This is a genomic window from Nereida sp. (assembly GCF_965655635.1).
Classification (GTDB): domain Bacteria; phylum Pseudomonadota; class Alphaproteobacteria; order Rhodobacterales; family Rhodobacteraceae; genus Nereida.
Genome location: NZ_CBFHHE010000002.1, coordinates 38,094 through 54,044 on the forward strand (window position 1 = coordinate 38,094; position 15,951 = coordinate 54,044).

General features: G+C 54.7%; 17 protein-coding genes. 11 read left to right on the plus strand and 6 right to left on the minus strand.

Annotated elements, in window-relative coordinates; genetic code table 11:
* The first annotated feature begins 179 nt into the window (after positions 1-179).
* The 10 genes from coxB (at position 180) to ACTF5M_RS00995 (ending at position 9,291) form a co-directional block, all read left to right on the plus strand.
* Positions 180-1,100, plus strand: coding sequence for a cytochrome c oxidase subunit II (coxB, locus tag ACTF5M_RS00950; protein WP_438959244.1), 921 nt, complete (start codon positions 180-182; stop codon positions 1,098-1,100).
* Between the two features lie 76 nt (positions 1,101-1,176).
* Entirely contained in the window at positions 1,177-2,121 is a 945-nt protein-coding gene (gene cyoE / locus ACTF5M_RS00955) for a heme o synthase (RefSeq protein WP_438959245.1), read from the plus strand.
* A complete protein-coding gene (locus tag ACTF5M_RS00960; RefSeq protein WP_341246388.1) occupies positions 2,121-2,315 on the plus strand; it encodes a hypothetical protein in 195 nt (64 codons plus the stop codon). The genes cyoE and ACTF5M_RS00960 overlap by 1 nt, the downstream gene beginning before the upstream one ends.
* A 5-nt stretch (positions 2,316-2,320) precedes the next feature.
* Positions 2,321-2,923, plus strand: coding sequence for a cytochrome c oxidase assembly protein (locus tag ACTF5M_RS00965; RefSeq protein ID WP_438959330.1), 603 nt, complete (start codon positions 2,321-2,323; stop codon positions 2,921-2,923).
* Between the two features lie 21 nt (positions 2,924-2,944).
* Complete coding sequence (locus tag ACTF5M_RS00970; protein ID WP_438959246.1) at positions 2,945-3,745, plus strand: cytochrome c oxidase subunit 3; 801 nt, start codon at positions 2,945-2,947, stop codon at positions 3,743-3,745.
* A 77-nt stretch (positions 3,746-3,822) separates the two neighbouring features.
* The gene (locus ACTF5M_RS00975; RefSeq protein WP_438959247.1) at positions 3,823-4,512 is read left to right on the plus strand and encodes an SURF1 family protein; all 690 of its coding nucleotides are present in this window, start codon (positions 3,823-3,825) and stop codon (positions 4,510-4,512) included.
* Positions 4,509-5,891 (plus strand): threonine synthase, encoded by a 1,383-nt coding sequence (thrC, locus tag ACTF5M_RS00980; protein WP_438959248.1) that lies wholly within the window; start codon positions 4,509-4,511, stop codon positions 5,889-5,891. Before ACTF5M_RS00975 ends, thrC begins: the two co-directional genes overlap by 4 nt.
* Positions 5,892-7,151 carry a M16 family metallopeptidase gene (locus tag ACTF5M_RS00985; RefSeq protein WP_438959249.1) on the plus strand — a complete coding sequence of 420 codons (1,260 nt, stop codon included), beginning with the start codon at positions 5,892-5,894 and terminating at the stop codon, positions 7,149-7,151. It abuts the gene before it with no gap.
* Positions 7,151-7,741 carry a GNAT family N-acetyltransferase gene (locus ACTF5M_RS00990; RefSeq protein ID WP_438959250.1) on the plus strand — a complete coding sequence of 197 codons (591 nt, stop codon included), beginning with the start codon at positions 7,151-7,153 and terminating at the stop codon, positions 7,739-7,741. Before ACTF5M_RS00985 ends, ACTF5M_RS00990 begins: the two co-directional genes overlap by 1 nt.
* A gap of 125 nt (positions 7,742-7,866) precedes the next feature.
* The gene (locus tag ACTF5M_RS00995; RefSeq protein WP_438959251.1) at positions 7,867-9,291 is read left to right on the plus strand and encodes an FAD-binding oxidoreductase; all 1,425 of its coding nucleotides are present in this window, start codon (positions 7,867-7,869) and stop codon (positions 9,289-9,291) included.
* Positions 9,292-9,321: 30 nt separating this feature from the next.
* Here the strand turns inward: ACTF5M_RS00995 and ACTF5M_RS01000 are convergent, their stop codons facing one another.
* The gene (locus ACTF5M_RS01000) at positions 9,322-9,864 is read right to left on the minus strand and encodes an adenine phosphoribosyltransferase (RefSeq protein WP_438959252.1); all 543 of its coding nucleotides are present in this window, start codon (positions 9,862-9,864) and stop codon (positions 9,322-9,324) included.
* A gap of 74 nt (positions 9,865-9,938) precedes the next feature.
* Entirely contained in the window at positions 9,939-10,559 is a 621-nt protein-coding gene (locus ACTF5M_RS01005) for a flavin reductase family protein (protein WP_438959253.1), read from the minus strand.
* Positions 10,560-10,644: 85 nt separating this feature from the next.
* On the opposite strand from ACTF5M_RS01005, the gene ACTF5M_RS01010 reads away from it, so the two are divergent.
* Positions 10,645-11,139 (plus strand): GNAT family N-acetyltransferase, encoded by a 495-nt coding sequence (locus ACTF5M_RS01010; protein ID WP_438959254.1) that lies wholly within the window; start codon positions 10,645-10,647, stop codon positions 11,137-11,139.
* On the opposite strand, the gene ptsP is transcribed toward ACTF5M_RS01010, so the two are convergent.
* The 4 genes from ptsP to ACTF5M_RS01030 all read right to left on the minus strand — a co-directional run bounded on the left by ptsP (position 11,136) and on the right by ACTF5M_RS01030 (position 15,883).
* On the minus strand, positions 11,136-13,379 hold the full coding sequence (gene ptsP / locus ACTF5M_RS01015) for a phosphoenolpyruvate--protein phosphotransferase (protein ID WP_438959255.1): 2,244 nt from the start codon (positions 13,377-13,379) through the stop codon (positions 11,136-11,138). The genes ACTF5M_RS01010 and ptsP overlap by 4 nt on opposite strands.
* A 167-nt stretch (positions 13,380-13,546) precedes the next feature.
* Positions 13,547-14,782: an aspartate kinase gene (locus tag ACTF5M_RS01020; protein WP_438959256.1), complete on the minus strand. Its 1,236-nt coding sequence runs from the start codon at positions 14,780-14,782 to the stop codon at positions 13,547-13,549.
* Positions 14,783-14,879: 97 nt separating this feature from the next.
* A complete protein-coding gene (locus tag ACTF5M_RS01025) occupies positions 14,880-15,290 on the minus strand; it encodes a DUF1178 family protein (RefSeq protein WP_438959257.1) in 411 nt (136 codons plus the stop codon).
* An 86-nt stretch (positions 15,291-15,376) separates the two neighbouring features.
* Positions 15,377-15,883 (minus strand): NUDIX hydrolase, encoded by a 507-nt coding sequence (locus tag ACTF5M_RS01030; protein ID WP_438959258.1) that lies wholly within the window; start codon positions 15,881-15,883, stop codon positions 15,377-15,379.
* Between the last annotated feature and the right edge of the window lie 68 nt (positions 15,884-15,951).

Consider the following 15,951-nt stretch of genomic DNA (forward strand, 5'->3'; position numbering starts at 1 on the left):
TGAAATATTTGATCTGGGTCAAAAAAGCGTCCGTTTGCCGCAACGCAAAATCTTGAGATTATATTCAAGATATGGTTTTAAGCGCTCAGAATACAATTGGATTCCATGCGATCGGTAGCTGACGTGTGGAAGTGGACCAGACGGGACAGACCGTCTTAAGACAACGGGAAGCAGATATAATGCGTTTTTCGACCTTCATGGCGGCCTCTTTTGCCGCGTTCGTGGCAGGGCCTGCATTGGCTCAGGACTCAGAAGTAGTGCGCGGCGCACCGGTTGAGGGCGGCACAGGCTTTCAATTCGCGGCAACAGAACTCGCGCGGGATCTTCAGTGGTTGGACGGTATGATCAACGTGATCATCGCGGTTATCGTGCTTTTCGTAACTGGTTTGCTGGTGGCAGTTGCTGTGCGCTACAACCGACGCCGCAACCCCGAGCCTGCGACATTCACACATAACTCACCCTTGGAAGTTGCGTGGACTGTTGTGCCGATCATCGTTTTGGTCTTCATCGGTGCGTTCTCACTGCCCGTTTTGTTCAAGCAACAAGTCATCCCAGAGGCCGATATCAACATTAAAGTAACAGGCTACCAGTGGTTCTGGGGCTATGAGTACGTAGACGAAGGTTTCGCATTCGACAGCTACATGATTGGCCAACCCGCTACGGTCACCGATGCTGGCGAAGCAAACGGCGTGCAACCCTACATCCTTGATGCAGCGATGGAAGAAATGCTGGCCGAATACGGCTACACACGCAGCGAATGGCTGTTGGCAACTGACACACAAGTCGTTGTGCCTGTGAACAAAACTGTAGTGATGACCGTGACGGCTGCGGATGTGATCCACTCATGGACGATTCCCGCATTTGGCGTGAAGCAAGATGCTGTTCCGGGCCGCCTGGCACAACTGTGGTTCGAAGCTGAAAAAGAAGGCATTTACTTTGGCCAGTGCTCAGAGCTCTGCGGTAAAGACCACGCCTACATGCCAATCACTGTAAAAGTGGTTTCGGAAGCAGAATATGAAGCATGGCTTGCGTCTGCGAAAGAAGAGTACGCAGGCATCGCACCTGTTACTACTGGTGACTACCAGATCGCTTCTAAGTAACATTCTGCCCTCCTTTCGTAGGAGGGTGGTTTAGGGTCGAACGGTTGGTTCGACCCTTTAACGAAGGGACTACCTAATGACCGACGCTAGTCTGCAAGCAGCTGCAAAGCCCGTTCAGGGTGAGGCAGAGTTCCGCGACTACTTCGCGCTGATGAAGCCGCGGGTGATGTCGCTCGTTGTTTTCACAGCACTTGTTGGTCTTTTGGTCGCGCCTGTAAGCGTTCATCCGTTCATTGGTTTTTGTGCCATTTTGTTTATTGCGATTGGTGCGGGTGCGTCCGGGTCGCTAAACATGTGGTGGGACGCGGATATCGATAGCGTCATGAAGCGCACCGCCCGCCGCCCTATTCCGGCTGGCAAAGTAACGCCGGGCGAGGCGCTGGCCGTTGGTCTGGCGCTGTCGGGCTTTTCGGTCGTCTTGTTGTGGTTGGCGACAAACGCCGTGGCTGCTGGTTTGCTGGCCTTCACCATCTTCTTTTATGCAGTCATCTATTCGATGTGGCTCAAGCGCGCGACGCCCCAAAACATCGTGATTGGTGGCGCAGCTGGCGCGTTTCCCCCGATGATTGGCTGGGTAGTGGCGACTGGGTCGGTGAGCCTTGAAGCGGTACTTATGTTCGCGATCATCTTCATGTGGACACCGCCGCATTTCTGGGCGTTGGCACTGTTCATGAAGACAGATTACGATGATGCGCGCGTACCCATGCTGACTGTGACCCATGGGCGCAAATCGACAGGCATCCACGTTCTTGTTTACACCCTGCTGCTGTTTCCCGTCGCCGTAGGAACTGCGTTCACTAGCATTGGTGGGCCAGTTTATTTGGCCGTGGCGCTGTTCTTCAACATTTGGTTCCTCAAGGGTGCCTATGACATCTGGCGCCGCGATGAGGCGCAGGCTGAAGCAGACAAATACAAAGTTGAGAAATCAGTCTTTAAAGTCTCGCTTTATTACCTTTTTGCCCACTTCGGCGCGCTGTTGCTGGAAGTGATGCTGGCACCATACGGTTTGGGAGGCTGGTAATGGGGTATTTCCGTCAAGAACACGAACTTCACACGCGCCGCTCAGGCCGCAACGGTGCTGTTGCACTGGTTTTGGTGGGGCTGATCGCGATTGTTTTTGGATTGACCTATGTGAAAATCACCGGAGGCAGCAGCCTTGAGGGGTTTGACCATGCTGTTCGTCCGTCTGTCACGACCGAGGGAGATGCTAAGTGACCGAAATGACTTCAAAGTTGAACACGGCAAAGAAGCTGGTCGGCGTTGTCGTGATTATGGGCGCTTTGGCGTGGGCCTCTGTGCCGCTCTATGATTTGTTCTGCCGTGTGACCGGCTACGGTGGCACCACAAACGCCAGCACGGGCAACACCGAAGGCGTGCTAGATCAGACGATCAAAGTGCGTTTTGACGCATCAACCGCTCGGGATATGCCGTGGGAGTTCAAACCGGAGCAGCGCCAGATGGAGCTGAAAATCGGTCAAGACGGCATGGCCTTCTACGAGGCTTACAATCCGACTGATAAACCAATCCGCGGGACTGCAAGCTACAACGTGGCGCCATATGCTGCTGGTGCCTATTTCAGCAAAATTCAGTGTTTCTGTTTTGAAGAGCAAATTTTGCAGCCCGGCGAACGTATGTCGATGCCGGTCAACTTTTACGTTGATCCTGACATCGTGAATGATCGCGAAGGCAAATATGTGCACACGATTACGCTGTCCTACACATTTCATATGATGGACGATCAAACTGGCATGGACGCTGATGATCAGCAGGCCGCTTTGATCGAACCAACCCCCGAAACACCCCTGACATCACAACTACAATAAGACACGGAAAAGAGACACAAAATGGCCAATGTCAAAAACCACGATTATCACGTTTTGCCTCCCAGTGTGTGGCCCTTCATCGGCTCGGTAACGGGCTTCATCATGCTTTATGGCGCTGTTTTGTGGATGCACGAAAGCGGTCCTTGGCTCTTTCTGATTGGCCTCGTCGGCGTGCTCTACACCATGTTTGCTTGGTGGGCAGACACAGTTGCGGAAAGCCAAGCGGGTGATCACACACCTGTCGTCATTATTGGTCTGCGTTATGGCTTCATCTTCTTTATCATGTCCGAAGTTATGTTCTTCGCAGCGTGGTTCTGGTCTTTCTTCAAACATGCCATGTACCCCATGGGCCCAATGTCCCCTGCGGTTGACGGTGTTTGGCCGCCCGCAGGTATTGAGACATTCGACCCATGGCACTTGCCGCTTATCAACACGCTGATCCTGCTATGTTCAGGTGCGGCGGCAACTTGGGCGCACCACGCTCTTGCGCACGAAAACAACCGCAAGGACATGAAAAACGGTTTGATCCTCGCGGTCGTGCTTGGCCTGATCTTCACGGCGTTCCAAGTATATGAGTATACCCACGCGTCTTTCGGTTTTGCGGGTAACATCTACGGCGCGAACTTCTTCATGGCGACCGGCTTTCATGGCTTCCACGTTGTTGTCGGTACAATCTTTTTGTTGGTGTGTTTGATCCGCTTGCAGCGTGGTCACTTCACACAAGAAAAGCACGTGGGTTTTGAAGCTGCTGCTTGGTATTGGCACTTTGTTGATGTGGTATGGTTGTTCCTGTTTGCAGCCGTCTACGTTTGGGGCGCCTAACCCTCCGCGATTTGCGATATTGATACAAAGGCGCGGGGTCATCCTCGCGCCTTTTGCGTTTGATTTGGGAGAACAGCATGCGCGGCAAGATCATCGGGATTTTGGTTTTGGGCTTTGTAGGGATTGCGATCCTTTTGAGTTTGGGCAACTGGCAGATGAAACGCCTCGCGTGGAAAGAGGGCGTATTGGCCGAGATTGATGCACGCATCACGGGCCCTGTTTCTGAGTTGCCTCAAACCCCCGATCCTACGCGTGATCGTTTCGCGCCTGTCCAAGTGAGCGGCAATTATACTGGTGAGTATTTGCGCGTGTTGGTCAGCCAAAAGCACGTGGGCGCGGGGTACCGCCATATCGCTGTGCTTGAGACATCGGCAGGTCGCATCATGATCGACCGTGGTTTCCAGTCTTTGTTGGACGCCCAAGCGCCCCGTTTGACAGGCGATGCGGCGGTTGAGGGTAATTTGCATTGGCCTTCAGAAGTAGACGGCTACACGCCCGAGCCTGACCTGGCCAAGAACATCTGGTTCGCGCGCGACGTTGATGTCATGGCCAAGGCGCTAAACACACGTCCCGTGTTGGTGATTGCGCGCGCGATCGCCCCAACGGATCCAGCTATTTCACCGCTGCCGGTTTCAAGTGATGCGATTCCCAATGATCACCTTAACTACGCAATCACGTGGTTTTCGCTGGCAATTGTGTGGTTGGGGATGACAGGCTTTGTGGTGTGGCGTATGACGCGCAGGACTGACGAAAGGCAAAATACATGAAGTACCATTCAACCCGTGGCAATGCGCCTGTTTTGACGTTCGAACAGGCGATGCTTACTGGCCTTGCGCGTGATGGCGGATTGTATCTTCCCGAGAGCATCCCGACATTTTCAAAAGCTGACATCGCGGCAATGGCGGGCCTGAGTTATGAGGAAAGAGCCTTCCGTGTGATGCGTCCATTTACAGGCGAAACGTTCACAGACGAAGAATTCGCGGATCTGATTGCAAAGGCTTATGCGGGTTTCGGTCATGCTGCGCGCGCGCCTTTGGTGCAGGTTGCGCCGAACCATTTCTTGCTTGAACTGTTTCACGGACCAACCTTGGCGTTCAAAGATTTCGCCATGCAGCTGATCGGTCAGATGTTTGAATTCGCGCTCAAGCGCAATGGTGAGCGGGTCACGATTGTGGGTGCAACATCGGGTGATACTGGCTCAGCCGCGATGGAGGCTTTCCGCGGGCTTGAAGCGGTTGACCTGTTCATTTTGTACCCGCATGGCCGTGTGTCTGACGTGCAGCGCCGCCAGATGACAACGCCGTCAGAGGTCAATGTACATGCCTTGGCGGTCGATGGGGATTTCGACACGTGCCAAGCGGCTGTGAAGGACATGTTCAACGACTTTGATTTTCGCGATGATGTCCGTCTTGCTGGAGTTAACTCAATCAACTGGGCGCGTGTGCTGGCGCAAGTTGTATACTACTTCTCGAGCGCAGTGAGCCTCGGTGCGCCGCACCGTGAGGTTAGCTTTACGGTGCCGACTGGTAACTTTGGCGACATTTTTGCCGGCTACATTGCTAAACAGATGGGCCTAACCATCGACAAGCTGGCCATCGCAACCAACCAAAACGACATCCTGCACCGTACTCTTGAGACAGGCGTTTACAGCACCGAAGGGGTGAAGCCTTCGATCAGCCCGTCCATGGATATTCAGGTCAGCTCGAACTTTGAACGCGCGCTTTATTATGCCTATGGAAGCGACGGTGCTGCGATTGCCCAACAAATGGATGAGCTGAAGCAAAGCGGTGCATTTACCGTTAGCCAAGGGGCTATTTCAACGCTGCGCGATACATTTGCATCTGGCCGCGCGTCCGAAGACGAAACCGCAGCGGCCATTACGCGCTATCATGCGGATCACGGTGAATTGTTGTGCCCACACTCAGCTGTGGGTGTACACGTCGCAGAAGGGCATTTGGGTGCTACGCCGATGATTACTTTGGCCACTGCACATCCCGCGAAATTCCCAGGCGCAGTCGAGGCGGCCAGCGGTGTTTTCCCTGCATTGCCCGCGCGTATGGCGGATTTGTTTGAGCGCGACGAGCGTATCACCCGCGTGACTGGCGGCGTCTCTGACATCAAGACCATCATCAAGGATCGTATCTAAGTGAGTGTTCAAACCCATCGTCTGTCCAACGGCTTTCGCATTGTAACAGAGCACATGGAGGGGCTGAAAAGCGCGTCTATCGGCATTTGGGTGCAAGCGGGCGGTCGCAATGAAACGCTGCCGCAAAACGGCATCGCGCATTTTCTCGAACATATGGCCTTCAAAGGCACCAAGCGGCGTAGCGCGTTGCAAATCGCTGAGGCAATTGAAGACGTGGGCGGCTATATCAACGCATATACCAGCCGCGAGATGACGGCCTACTATGCCCGCGTGTTGGAAAATGATGTGCCGCTGGCGCTTGATGTGATTGGCGATATTGTTCTCAATCCTGTTTTTGACCCTGCGGAAATTGAGGTCGAACGAGGTGTGATTTTGCAAGAGATCGGCCAGTCGTTGGATACGCCGGACGATATTGTGTTCGATTGGTTGCAAGAAGAGGCTTATCCCGACCAAGCGATCGGGCGTACTATACTGGGGCCTGTTGAGCGGGTTCAAAGCTTTAGCCGTGATGATTTGGCGCAATTTGTGGCACAGCACTACGGCCCCAGTCAGATGATTTTGTCCGCTGCTGGTGCCGTGGATCATGATGATCTTGTCCGTCGTGCAGAAGAAATGTTTGGCCATTTGCCCGCCGCGCCGTCCATTCAATCAGACGCCGCACGTTTTGAAGGCGGAGAGCGGCGAGAGGTGAAATCCCTGGAGCAGGTGCACTTTGCCTTGGCATTGGAAGGGCCGGACTACCGCGATCCGCAGATCTACACGGCCCAGATATTTGCCACGGCATTCGGGGGTGGCATGTCGAGCCGCCTGTTCCAAGAAATCCGCGAAAAGCGTGGGTTGTGCTATACGATTTTCAGTCAGGCAGGCGCCTATGCGGACACGGGCTTGATGACGATTTATGCAGGCACAAGCGCCGAGCAAATCGGAGATCTGGCTGGTCTGACCATGGACGAGATGAAACGTGCCGCCAGTGATATGACCCCAGAAGAAGTGGCGCGTGCGCGTGCACAGATGAAGGCGGGGATGTTGATGGGGCTTGAAAGCCCATCTGCGCGTTGCGAACGGTTGGCGCGGATGATGTCGATCTGGGACCGTATCCCTCAGCTGGATGAGGCGGTTGAGCGGATTGATGCGGTCACCACGGGAGATGTCAAAGATTTCGCTGAAAACCTTGGGACGGCCCGCAGCGCGATGGCGCTTTATGGTCCTGTCGAACAAGCGCCGCACCTTGAGCAGTTAAAGGCGCGACTGGCCGCCTAATGCTGAGATCAAAACGCAAAGTCATTATCGAAACGGAGCGAATGACCCTTCGCCAACCGGCGCATAGTGATTTTCGTTTTTGGGCGTCACAGCGCAGCGATAGCGATGATTTTCTAACGCCTTGGGAACCAACTTGGGCGGCGGATCACTTGTCACGCAAGGCGTTTACCAATCGAGTTTACTGGGCACAGCGGGCGATCACCCAAGGCACGGCTCTGCCGCTTTTCTTGATCCGCCGTGAAGATCAGGCGCTGATCGGTGCAATCACCCTTGATAACATCCGTCGCGGTCCTGCGCAGGCCGGCACATTGGGATATTGGGTTGCGCGCACTGCGGCACGGCAGGGGTTCATGCGCGAAGCTATCGAAGCCACGACCCATTATGCTTTCAACACCCTTGATCTAAGCCGTCTTGAGGCGGCTTGCTTGCCTGAGAACAAAGCATCGCGGGGCGTTTTAGAGAAGTCGGGCTTCAAATACGAAGGCGTTGCACAAAGCTATCTGCAAATTGACGGACGCTGGCGCAATCATGTGCTGTATGCCAATTTGCGCGGCGACCGTCGGGGTAGAACGGACATCGGTCTGGCTTAAGGGGCTGCTTTTGCACGGCACCGCACTACGTTTTCACATGTTACCAGCCGTGCCATGTTGTAGCCTTTTCACCAAGCGGACAGCATGGCATGAAGCCCCAACCGCCCGTGATTTAAGGATGCGCTATGTCGATTGCACCGCTTGTTTCCGCAACGTCTGATTTTGAGGCCAAAGTACGCGCCTTAATGCCCCATGATGTGTTTGCGCCTGTCACTGCTTCCTACCTTGAAGAGCCGCGTGGACGTTACGCTGGCACAGCGGGACTGCTTGCGAAACCGCGCACAACCGAGCAAATCGCGGCCCTTGTTGCGGCGGCTCATGCTTATGGTGTTGCGGTCATTCCATACGGTGGTGGAACGGGACTTGTTGGTGGGCAGATTGCGGAAGACGGTGTGCCCCCTCTGATCTTGTCGCTAGAGCGAATGACGGCGTTGCGTTCCATGCACGCCGAGGAAGGCGTGATGGTGGTTGAAGCAGGAATGATCCTTGCGGATGTTCAGTTACACGCCCGCGCCGAAGGCCTGATGTTTCCGCTCTCGCTTGCCAGTGAGGGCAGTGCGCGGGTGGGCGGCGTGCTGTCGACTAATGCTGGCGGCGTAAATGTCCTGCGCTACGGAAATGCGCGCGATCTGTGCCTTGGTCTTGAGGTCGTGATGCCCGATGGCACAATCTGGAACGGCTTAACGCGTTTGCGCAAAAACAACACAGGCTATGATCTACGTCACCTGATGGTTGGCGCCGAAGGGACCCTTGGGATTATTACTGCTGCGTGTTTGCGCCTGCACCCTGAGCCCGCCTCAGAAGGAACAGCGTTTATGGCAGTGCGTGATCCGCGTGCTGCACTATCGCTTCTTGCACTGACGCAAAAGCGTATGGGCGGCGGGGTTTCTGCGTTTGAGCTTATCCACAAGCAGGGCCTAGATTTTTTGTCTGAGACGCTGCCAGATGTGCGCCAGCCTTTTGCTGAAAAACCCGAGTGGATGGTGCTGATTGACGTTGGTTTGGCCCAAGGACTTGATCCTGCGATGGCACTTGAGGCGTTGTTTACCGAAGCAAGCGAGGCCGGCTTGGTAAGCGACGGCTTAATTGCACAATCACAAAGCCAGCGGCAGCAGTTTTGGGCCTTGCGCGAGAATATCCCGGAAGCAAATCGCCGGATTGGCTCGGTGAGCAGTCATGACATTTCGGTGCCGCTGTCGGCTATCCCTGCGTTCATCGAACGTGGCAATCAGGCGATTGCACAGCTGGGATCGTTTAGGGTGAATTGTTTTGGTCACGTGGGCGACGGTAATCTTCACTACAACGTCTTTCCGGTGGATGGCAAAAGCCGTGCCGATCATGAGCACCAGCGCGAAGATATTAAGAGCACAGTCCACGACCTTGTCCATGACATGGGCGGGTCGGTGAGTGCTGAGCATGGTGTTGGGCGGCTCAAAGTTGCTGATCTTGTGCGCTATAGCGATCCGGCCAAACTGGTCGCGATGCGTGCCATTAAAGACGCGCTTGACCCAAAGGGAATTATGAACCCTGGCGCTGTGTTGGCGCGCTAGAGCGTTATTGCCGCGCGCCAGTTTGCGAGGTTATTCGCCTTCAAACGCACAAAGCGCGTGGATGTCGACGCCCATCGCCTCAAGCTTGGCACGCCCACCAAGATCAGGCAGATCAATTACAAAAGCGCATCCAACAATCTCGGCTCCGAGCTTTTCGAGCAATTTGATACCAGCCTCAGCAGTGCCGCCCGTTGCCAAAAGATCATCAACCACCAGAACCTTTTCGCCTGGCTGAATGGCATCATCGTGGATTTCCATCGTCGCTTCGCCGTACTCCAAAGTGTAATCTTGACTGAGGGTTTTGCCGGGTAGTTTGCCTTTTTTGCGGATTGGCACGAACCCAACGCTAAGCTGGTGGGCGATGGCACCGCCAAGGATAAACCCGCGTGCTTCCAGCCCCACAATCCGGTCGATATCAGTGCCCGCATAAGGATGCAGCAATTGGTCAATCGCGATGCGAAATCCGCGTGGGTCTGCAAAAAGTGTGGTCACATCACGGTACATGATCCCTTCATGTGGAAAGTCAGGGATTGTACGAATGTAGTCGCGGACGGTCTTGTTTGAGCGGGCCATGGTGGCCTCCTTTACGCGGGCATTGGGATGTTGGCTTGTGACCGCGTTGCGGCAGCTATGTCAACGGTACTGGCTTACTTTTGATCGGGGCGGGTCAGTGTGAAAACGTCACGGACGGCGGTATAGTCTTTGTAGCCCATGCGGGCCAGTGGCGTGAAGCTGGTGATGTCAAACCGGCCATCGACTATGCAATCATCGCGCATATGAACCCCTGTGACTTCGCCCAGAACCAAGAAGTTATGCTCACCGCGCAGAGGGATGATTTCGGTCAATTTACATTCAAGAGCGGCGGGCGCACCTGCGATGCGCGCGCAAGAAATCGTCTCGCATTGTTCCTTTGTCAGGCCTGCGTGCTCAAACTCATCCACGTCTTTTGGCAGCATTTCACTGCTGGCGTTCATGGCGTCACGGGCGGTGAATTCAACTATGTTGACGCAAAAAACGCCGCTTTCACGGATGTTGGCGACGCTGTCCTTGGTGTCACCACGGTCCGCCTTGCTGCTGGTCGAAGAAAACATCACCTGAGGGGGCGTGTACGCGACCGCGTTGAAAAACGAATAAGGTGCGAGGTTGTCTGAGCCGTCCGTATCACGGGTGCTGATCCAGCCGATGGGGCGGGGGGTCACAATGGCGTTGAACGGGTTATGGGCCAGCCCGCTGCCGGCGCCTGCCTCGGTTGAGGGGGTGTAGAACATGGTTGATGTACCTTTGCGCTTTGCCCCACGTTAACCTGCATGATAGGGCGAGTTCTAGTGGCACGATAAGCAAAAGGTGAGCAGCGTGGCGGGGTTACGTGAAGAAAGTCAGCACGACTGGTGGGAGGTAGAGGCGCTTTATGACCTTTGCTTTGCGCCAGGTCGTGAGGCGCTTTCTTCCTACCGATTACGCGACGGCGTGGCTCAGGTGCCGGGGCTGTCATTGGTGGCGCGTGATGAGGCGGGTATTTTGGGCGGTGCGATCCGGTATTGGCCTGTGCAAATCGGCAGTGACACGGCGCTTTTGCTGGGCCCAGTTGCCGTTCACCCCACGCGGCAGGGCGAAGGATTGGGCAGCGTGCTTATTCGCGACAGTCTTTCACGGGCGCAAAACCTTGGGTGGACTCGTGTCATTTTGGTGGGTGATGCGCCGTATTATTCCAAATTCGGGTTTTGCAAACTGACGGATGTGACCATGCCACCACCAACAAACCCCGAACGTGTCTTGGGCCTCCCTTTGGTGCCGCGTGCTTGGGATGGCGTCACAGGACAGGTGCAAAAAGTAGACAGCGCGTCCTAGCCAAGGCTGCGGATATAGGCTGCGATGTCGTCACGGACTGACATTTTGCCTTCGGCGCGTGCAGTCTCGATCACCTTTTTTACATCTGCCAAATTGACCCGCATCAACAATGATTTCACGGGGCCAATTGAGGCGGGGCGCATCGACAACGTGCGAAGTCCCATCGCGGCAAAGCAAACCGCTTCAATCGGTTTGCCTGCGTCTTCGCCACAGAACGAGATCGGCGTTTGCGTCTTGCTGCACCGGTCTACGATCATTTCCATGAAGGACAAAAAGCTGACGTTCAGGCTATCGTAACGTTTGCGGACGCGTTCGTTTTCACGGTCCGCAGCAAAGAAAAACTGTTTAAGATCATTACCGCCAATAGATAAAAAATCTACGTCTTCAAAAAATGCATCAGGGGCAAAGGCCAAAGATGGAGTTTCCAACATGGCGCCGACTTCGATGTTTTCGGGCAGAATATGCCCAAGCGCTTCTTCGCGTTTAATCGCTTTTGTCAGGGCTGCGCGGGCTTGCGTGAACTCTTCGTACTGGGCCACGAACGGAAACATAACAGTAAGTGCCCGGCCGTTTGCAGCGCGCAAAAGCGCTTGCAGCTGCATCCTCAAGACGCCCGGCTTATCGAGGCCCACACGGATCGCACGCCACCCTAATGCAGGGTTCGGTTCGTCTTGTGGCTTCATATAGGGCAGAACTTTGTCCGAGCCGATATCAAGCGTCCGGAACACAACGCGCTTGCCTTGTGCCGCATCAAGCACACGGCCATACAAGTTGGCCAACTCTGATCGGCGAGGGAATTGATTGCGCACAAGAAACTGTAATTCTGTCCTAAAAAGGCCCACGCCCTCTGCACCGGAATTCTCAAGGCTTGGCAAATCGGCCATAAGTCCGGCGTTCATCTGTAGCGAAATAGTTGTGCCGCACAAAGCGGTGGCCGGCTTGTGACGAATGTCCGTGTAGCGGTCCTGCGCTTTGGCGAGCATCGCGATTTTATCTTTGAACGCAGTGGTAACGGTGTCCTCGGGGCGCAGGTGCACAATGCCCTGTTCTCCGTCCACAAGAATTTGATCACCGTTGAGCGCCTCTGTCGTGACGCCTTTCGCTTGTATCACCAGTGGGATGGCAAGTGCGCGCGCAACAATTCCTGCGTGGCTGCCGACGCTGCCTTCTTCGAGGACAATCGCACGCAGTTTGCGCCCGTATTCAAGCAACTCGCCCGGACCAATATTGCGCGCCACAAGGACAGGGTGCTCTGGCATTTCAGCGCCGGTGTCGGCACCTTGGCCCGTTAGAATCCGTAGGAGGCGGTTAGATAGGTCATCAAGGTCTTGCAGCCGCTCGCGTAGATAGGCGTCTGTGACTTCGTTCATCCGTGTGCGGGCGGCGGATTGTTCTTTTTCAACGGCGGCTTCGGCGGACAGGCCAAGTTCGATGTCTTCATCCATCCGGCGAAGCCAGCCCTTTGAGTTGGCAAACATCCGGTAGGCCTCAAGAACCTGTTTTTGCTCTTTGTCGCCGGTTCCCGCACCAGTCAGCATTTCGTCAACGGACATGCGCAATGTCTCAACTGCATCGTTGAGGCGTTTGTGCTCTGCTTCGGGGTCATCGGCCACGGGGTTTGTGACGACAACGCGGGGTTCGTGCAGATAGACCTGCCCCGCGGCGGCACCTTCTTGGCCTACTGATCCACGGAACATAACGGCGCGTTGGTGTAGCGCGCCCACGCCGGTCTCGTCGCTGACAAACGCGCCAAGCTCTGTCATCTCTGCAAGCACCATTGCCACCACTTCAAGCCCATAGATTTCGTCGGCGGTGTATTCACGGGTTTGGCGCGATTGAACGACCAACACGCCCAATACTTCGCCTAGCCGTTGGATTGGCACGCCCAGAAAACCGGAAAAGACCTCTTCGCCGGTTTCGGGCATATAGCGGAAACCACGTTGTTGTGGCGCGTTGTCGGTATTTACCAGACGTTTGGTGCGCGCCACGCTGCCTACAAGCCCTTCACCAAGTCGCATACGGGTTTGGTGGACAGCTTCTGCGTTGAGGCCCTGTGTGGCGCAAAGTTCAAGGGTGTCATCGTCGCAAAACAGGTAGATAGAGCACACATCTGTGCCCATGCTTTGGGCAATCAGTTGAGTAATGTCGTCCATGCGCGCTTGGCCCGCGCGGTCGTTGGCCATAGTGTCGCGCAGTGCGCCAAGCAGCTTGCGGCTTTCGCTCTCAGAAGTTTGTGACACCCGTATTCAACCACCGTTAGGACGCCTTAGCTGGCGCCATGATGGTGTCATACCTGTATTTTACCCGTGGGTCATCAAGTTAGCGCTAAGCCCGTCTGAAATTGTAAGCGCTGCGCGTGGGGGTGGTGAAAAATGCAGAAAAAACAGGGTGTTACACGGCCTAGCGTTTAGGCTTTTTCCAACTCAAACGCATCATGAAGCGCTTGGACAGCCAGTTCCATGTATTTGCGATCAACCAGAACAGAGATTTTGATTTCGGAAGTGGTGATAACCTTGATGTTGACGCCTTCGGCTTGAAGGGCCGCGAACATTTTGGCGGCTACACCTGCGTGGCTGCGCATCCCGATGCCAACAACGCTTAGCTTAGCCACGTCTTTATCGGCGATCAGCTCTTGGTAGTTGATGCTGCCTGATGATTTGGCCTCCTGAAGGGCTTGATCGGCGCGCGCCACGTGATCAACGGGGCACGAGAACGTCATGTCGGTGCGGCCCTCTTCAGAGATGTTTTGCACGATCATATCGACGTTGATGCCTGCTTCGGCCAACGGGCCAAAGATTGCAGCGGCGATGCCGGGGCGATCGGCGACCGAGATGAGGGTCATTTTGGCTTCATCACGGCTAAACGCCACGCCGGAGACTACGTTGGATTCCATGATTTCCTCCTCATCGCAGACAAGAGTGCCTGCTTGATCTGATTGTTCTTCAAAACTTGATAACACGCGCAGCTTCACTTTGTAGCGCATCGCCAATTCAACAGAGCGTGTCTGAAGAACCTTTGCACCTTGTGAGGCCAGCTCGAGCATCTCTTCAAATGCGATCTTGTCCAATTTGCGGGCTTTGTCAGAAACGCGTGGGTCTGTAGTGTAGACACCATCAACGTCTGTGTAGATATCGCACCGTTCTGCGCCGAATGCAGCAGCGAACGCCACAGCAGTTGTGTCAGAGCCGCCACGGCCCAAAGTTGTGACGCGGCCTTCGGGGCTGATGCCTTGGAAACCTGCCACGACCGCAACCTTCATGCCGTTTTCGAACGTCCGCACGATGTTGTCTGTAGGGATTTCCTCAATGCGTGCCGAAGCGTGTGCAGAGGTGGTCTTGACGGGCACTTGCCAGCCCTGCCAGCTGCGTGCCGGAACGTCCATTTCCTGTAGTGTCAACGCCATTAGGCCAGCTGTCACCAACTCACCTGATGCTACGACTGCATCATATTCACGGGCGTCATAGAGGGGCGATATTTCGTTTACCCAGCCAACAAGTTCGTTTGTTTTGCCAGACATCGCGCTGACGATGACAATCACGTTGTACCCTTTGGCAACTTCAACGCCCACGCGTTTGGCTGCGCGTTTGATACGATCAGGGTTTGCGACTGATGTGCCGCCAAACTTCATTACCAATGTCGGCATATTATGCGCCCTTTGTCTGATGTTGGGCGTCGTTTATGCCATGGGTGGTTTTTGGGCAAGTAGAAGGCGGGCGATTTAGCGATGGACGCGCAGCACGCTAGTTGGCTTTGTCTTTCGCCATGAACGGCAGGGGCACCACAGGCACGCCGTCTTTGATCAACTCTTTGGCTTCTTGCACGTTGGCTTGGCCGTAAATTGCCCGCTCCGGCGTTTCACCATCATGAATTTTACGCGCTTCGGCTGCGAAATTGGTGCCCACATCATCAGCGTTGGTTTCAATGTGTTTGCGCATTTCTGCAATCGCTTGCTCGGCGGGAGAGGCGGCTTGGCTAAGCGCGCCGCGGGCGGGGCGTACTTGCGGCGCCATCAATGATTTGGAGACATCTGTATCACCGCACACAGCACAAGACACCAATTTACGCCCGCGCAGCGTATCATAGCTGGCCGCGTCGGCAAACCAGCTGTCAAATTGGTGATCATTTGTACATTTCAAGTTATATCGGATCATGCGGATCAAAGGCCCTAAGCATCATCAAGTTACGTATTATGTAGGCAAAGCTGAGCCGAGAGCAAGATCACAAGCGAGCGGTTATGTTAGCTCAGCAAGTTGCGGTCGAACGAGGAGATAATCGCGCGCAACTCAGGTTCATCCACTTTCTTGGCGGCTTTTGATTGGCTGAACCACTTGCGTTTGCGCTGATCTACTTCGGGGTAATCTTTGAGGATTTTCTTGACCCTAAGCGGGTACACCATTGAGACGCATGGCAGGTTTGGCATGTCGTTCATTTGTTTGGTGTATGAGTAAAGCCCGATGCAGGTTTTGTAGATCTTTCCCTCAACACCCGCTTCCTCAAAAGCTTCTGTTGCAGCCGCATCACTTGGGGTTGTGTCAGCCATGGGCCAGCCTTTGGGGATGATCCAGCGTCCAGTCCCGCGTGAGGTAACCAACAAAATCTCAAGCTTGCCAGCCACAACCCGAAAGGGCAGCGCAGAGAACTGCGTGCGAAGGTCATACTTGGTTTTACCCGTAACAGAGAGCGGTTGCTGCTTCATTGATTTGTTATTGCGTCTTTGCCCTGTAAGTTTTTTAGATGGTGGCATCGTTGTGTCCTCCGTGCCCCCTTACCTAGTCAACATAGCGCTAATTTCCGATGAATTCAACTTTTTGC

What these genes read in the sequence shown, in the direction of transcription:
- ACTF5M_RS01020 (WP_438959256.1), bottom strand. Translation starts at nt 14,782, where the DNA reads ATGCCGACATTGGTAATGAAGTTTGGCGGCACATCAGTCGCAAACCCT.
- ACTF5M_RS00970 (WP_438959246.1), top strand. Translation starts at nt 2,945, where the DNA reads ATGGCCAATGTCAAAAACCACGATTATCACGTTTTGCCTCCCAGTGTG.
- ACTF5M_RS01005 (WP_438959253.1), bottom strand. Translation starts at nt 10,559, where the DNA reads ATGTTCTACACCCCCTCAACCGAGGCAGGCGCCGGCAGCGGGCTGGCC.
- ACTF5M_RS01000 (WP_438959252.1), bottom strand. Translation starts at nt 9,864, where the DNA reads ATGGCCCGCTCAAACAAGACCGTCCGCGACTACATTCGTACAATCCCT.
- ACTF5M_RS00965 (WP_438959330.1), top strand. Translation starts at nt 2,321, where the DNA reads ATGACTTCAAAGTTGAACACGGCAAAGAAGCTGGTCGGCGTTGTCGTG.
- ACTF5M_RS00960 (WP_341246388.1), top strand. Translation starts at nt 2,121, where the DNA reads ATGGGGTATTTCCGTCAAGAACACGAACTTCACACGCGCCGCTCAGGC.
- coxB (WP_438959244.1), top strand. Translation starts at nt 180, where the DNA reads ATGCGTTTTTCGACCTTCATGGCGGCCTCTTTTGCCGCGTTCGTGGCA.
- cyoE (WP_438959245.1), top strand. Translation starts at nt 1,177, where the DNA reads ATGACCGACGCTAGTCTGCAAGCAGCTGCAAAGCCCGTTCAGGGTGAG.
- thrC (WP_438959248.1), top strand. Translation starts at nt 4,509, where the DNA reads ATGAAGTACCATTCAACCCGTGGCAATGCGCCTGTTTTGACGTTCGAA.
- ACTF5M_RS00995 (WP_438959251.1), top strand. Translation starts at nt 7,867, where the DNA reads ATGTCGATTGCACCGCTTGTTTCCGCAACGTCTGATTTTGAGGCCAAA.
- ACTF5M_RS01025 (WP_438959257.1), bottom strand. Translation starts at nt 15,290, where the DNA reads ATGATCCGATATAACTTGAAATGTACAAATGATCACCAATTTGACAGC.
- ACTF5M_RS00975 (WP_438959247.1), top strand. Translation starts at nt 3,823, where the DNA reads ATGCGCGGCAAGATCATCGGGATTTTGGTTTTGGGCTTTGTAGGGATT.
- ACTF5M_RS01030 (WP_438959258.1), bottom strand. Translation starts at nt 15,883, where the DNA reads ATGCCACCATCTAAAAAACTTACAGGGCAAAGACGCAATAACAAATCA.
- ACTF5M_RS00990 (WP_438959250.1), top strand. Translation starts at nt 7,151, where the DNA reads ATGCTGAGATCAAAACGCAAAGTCATTATCGAAACGGAGCGAATGACC.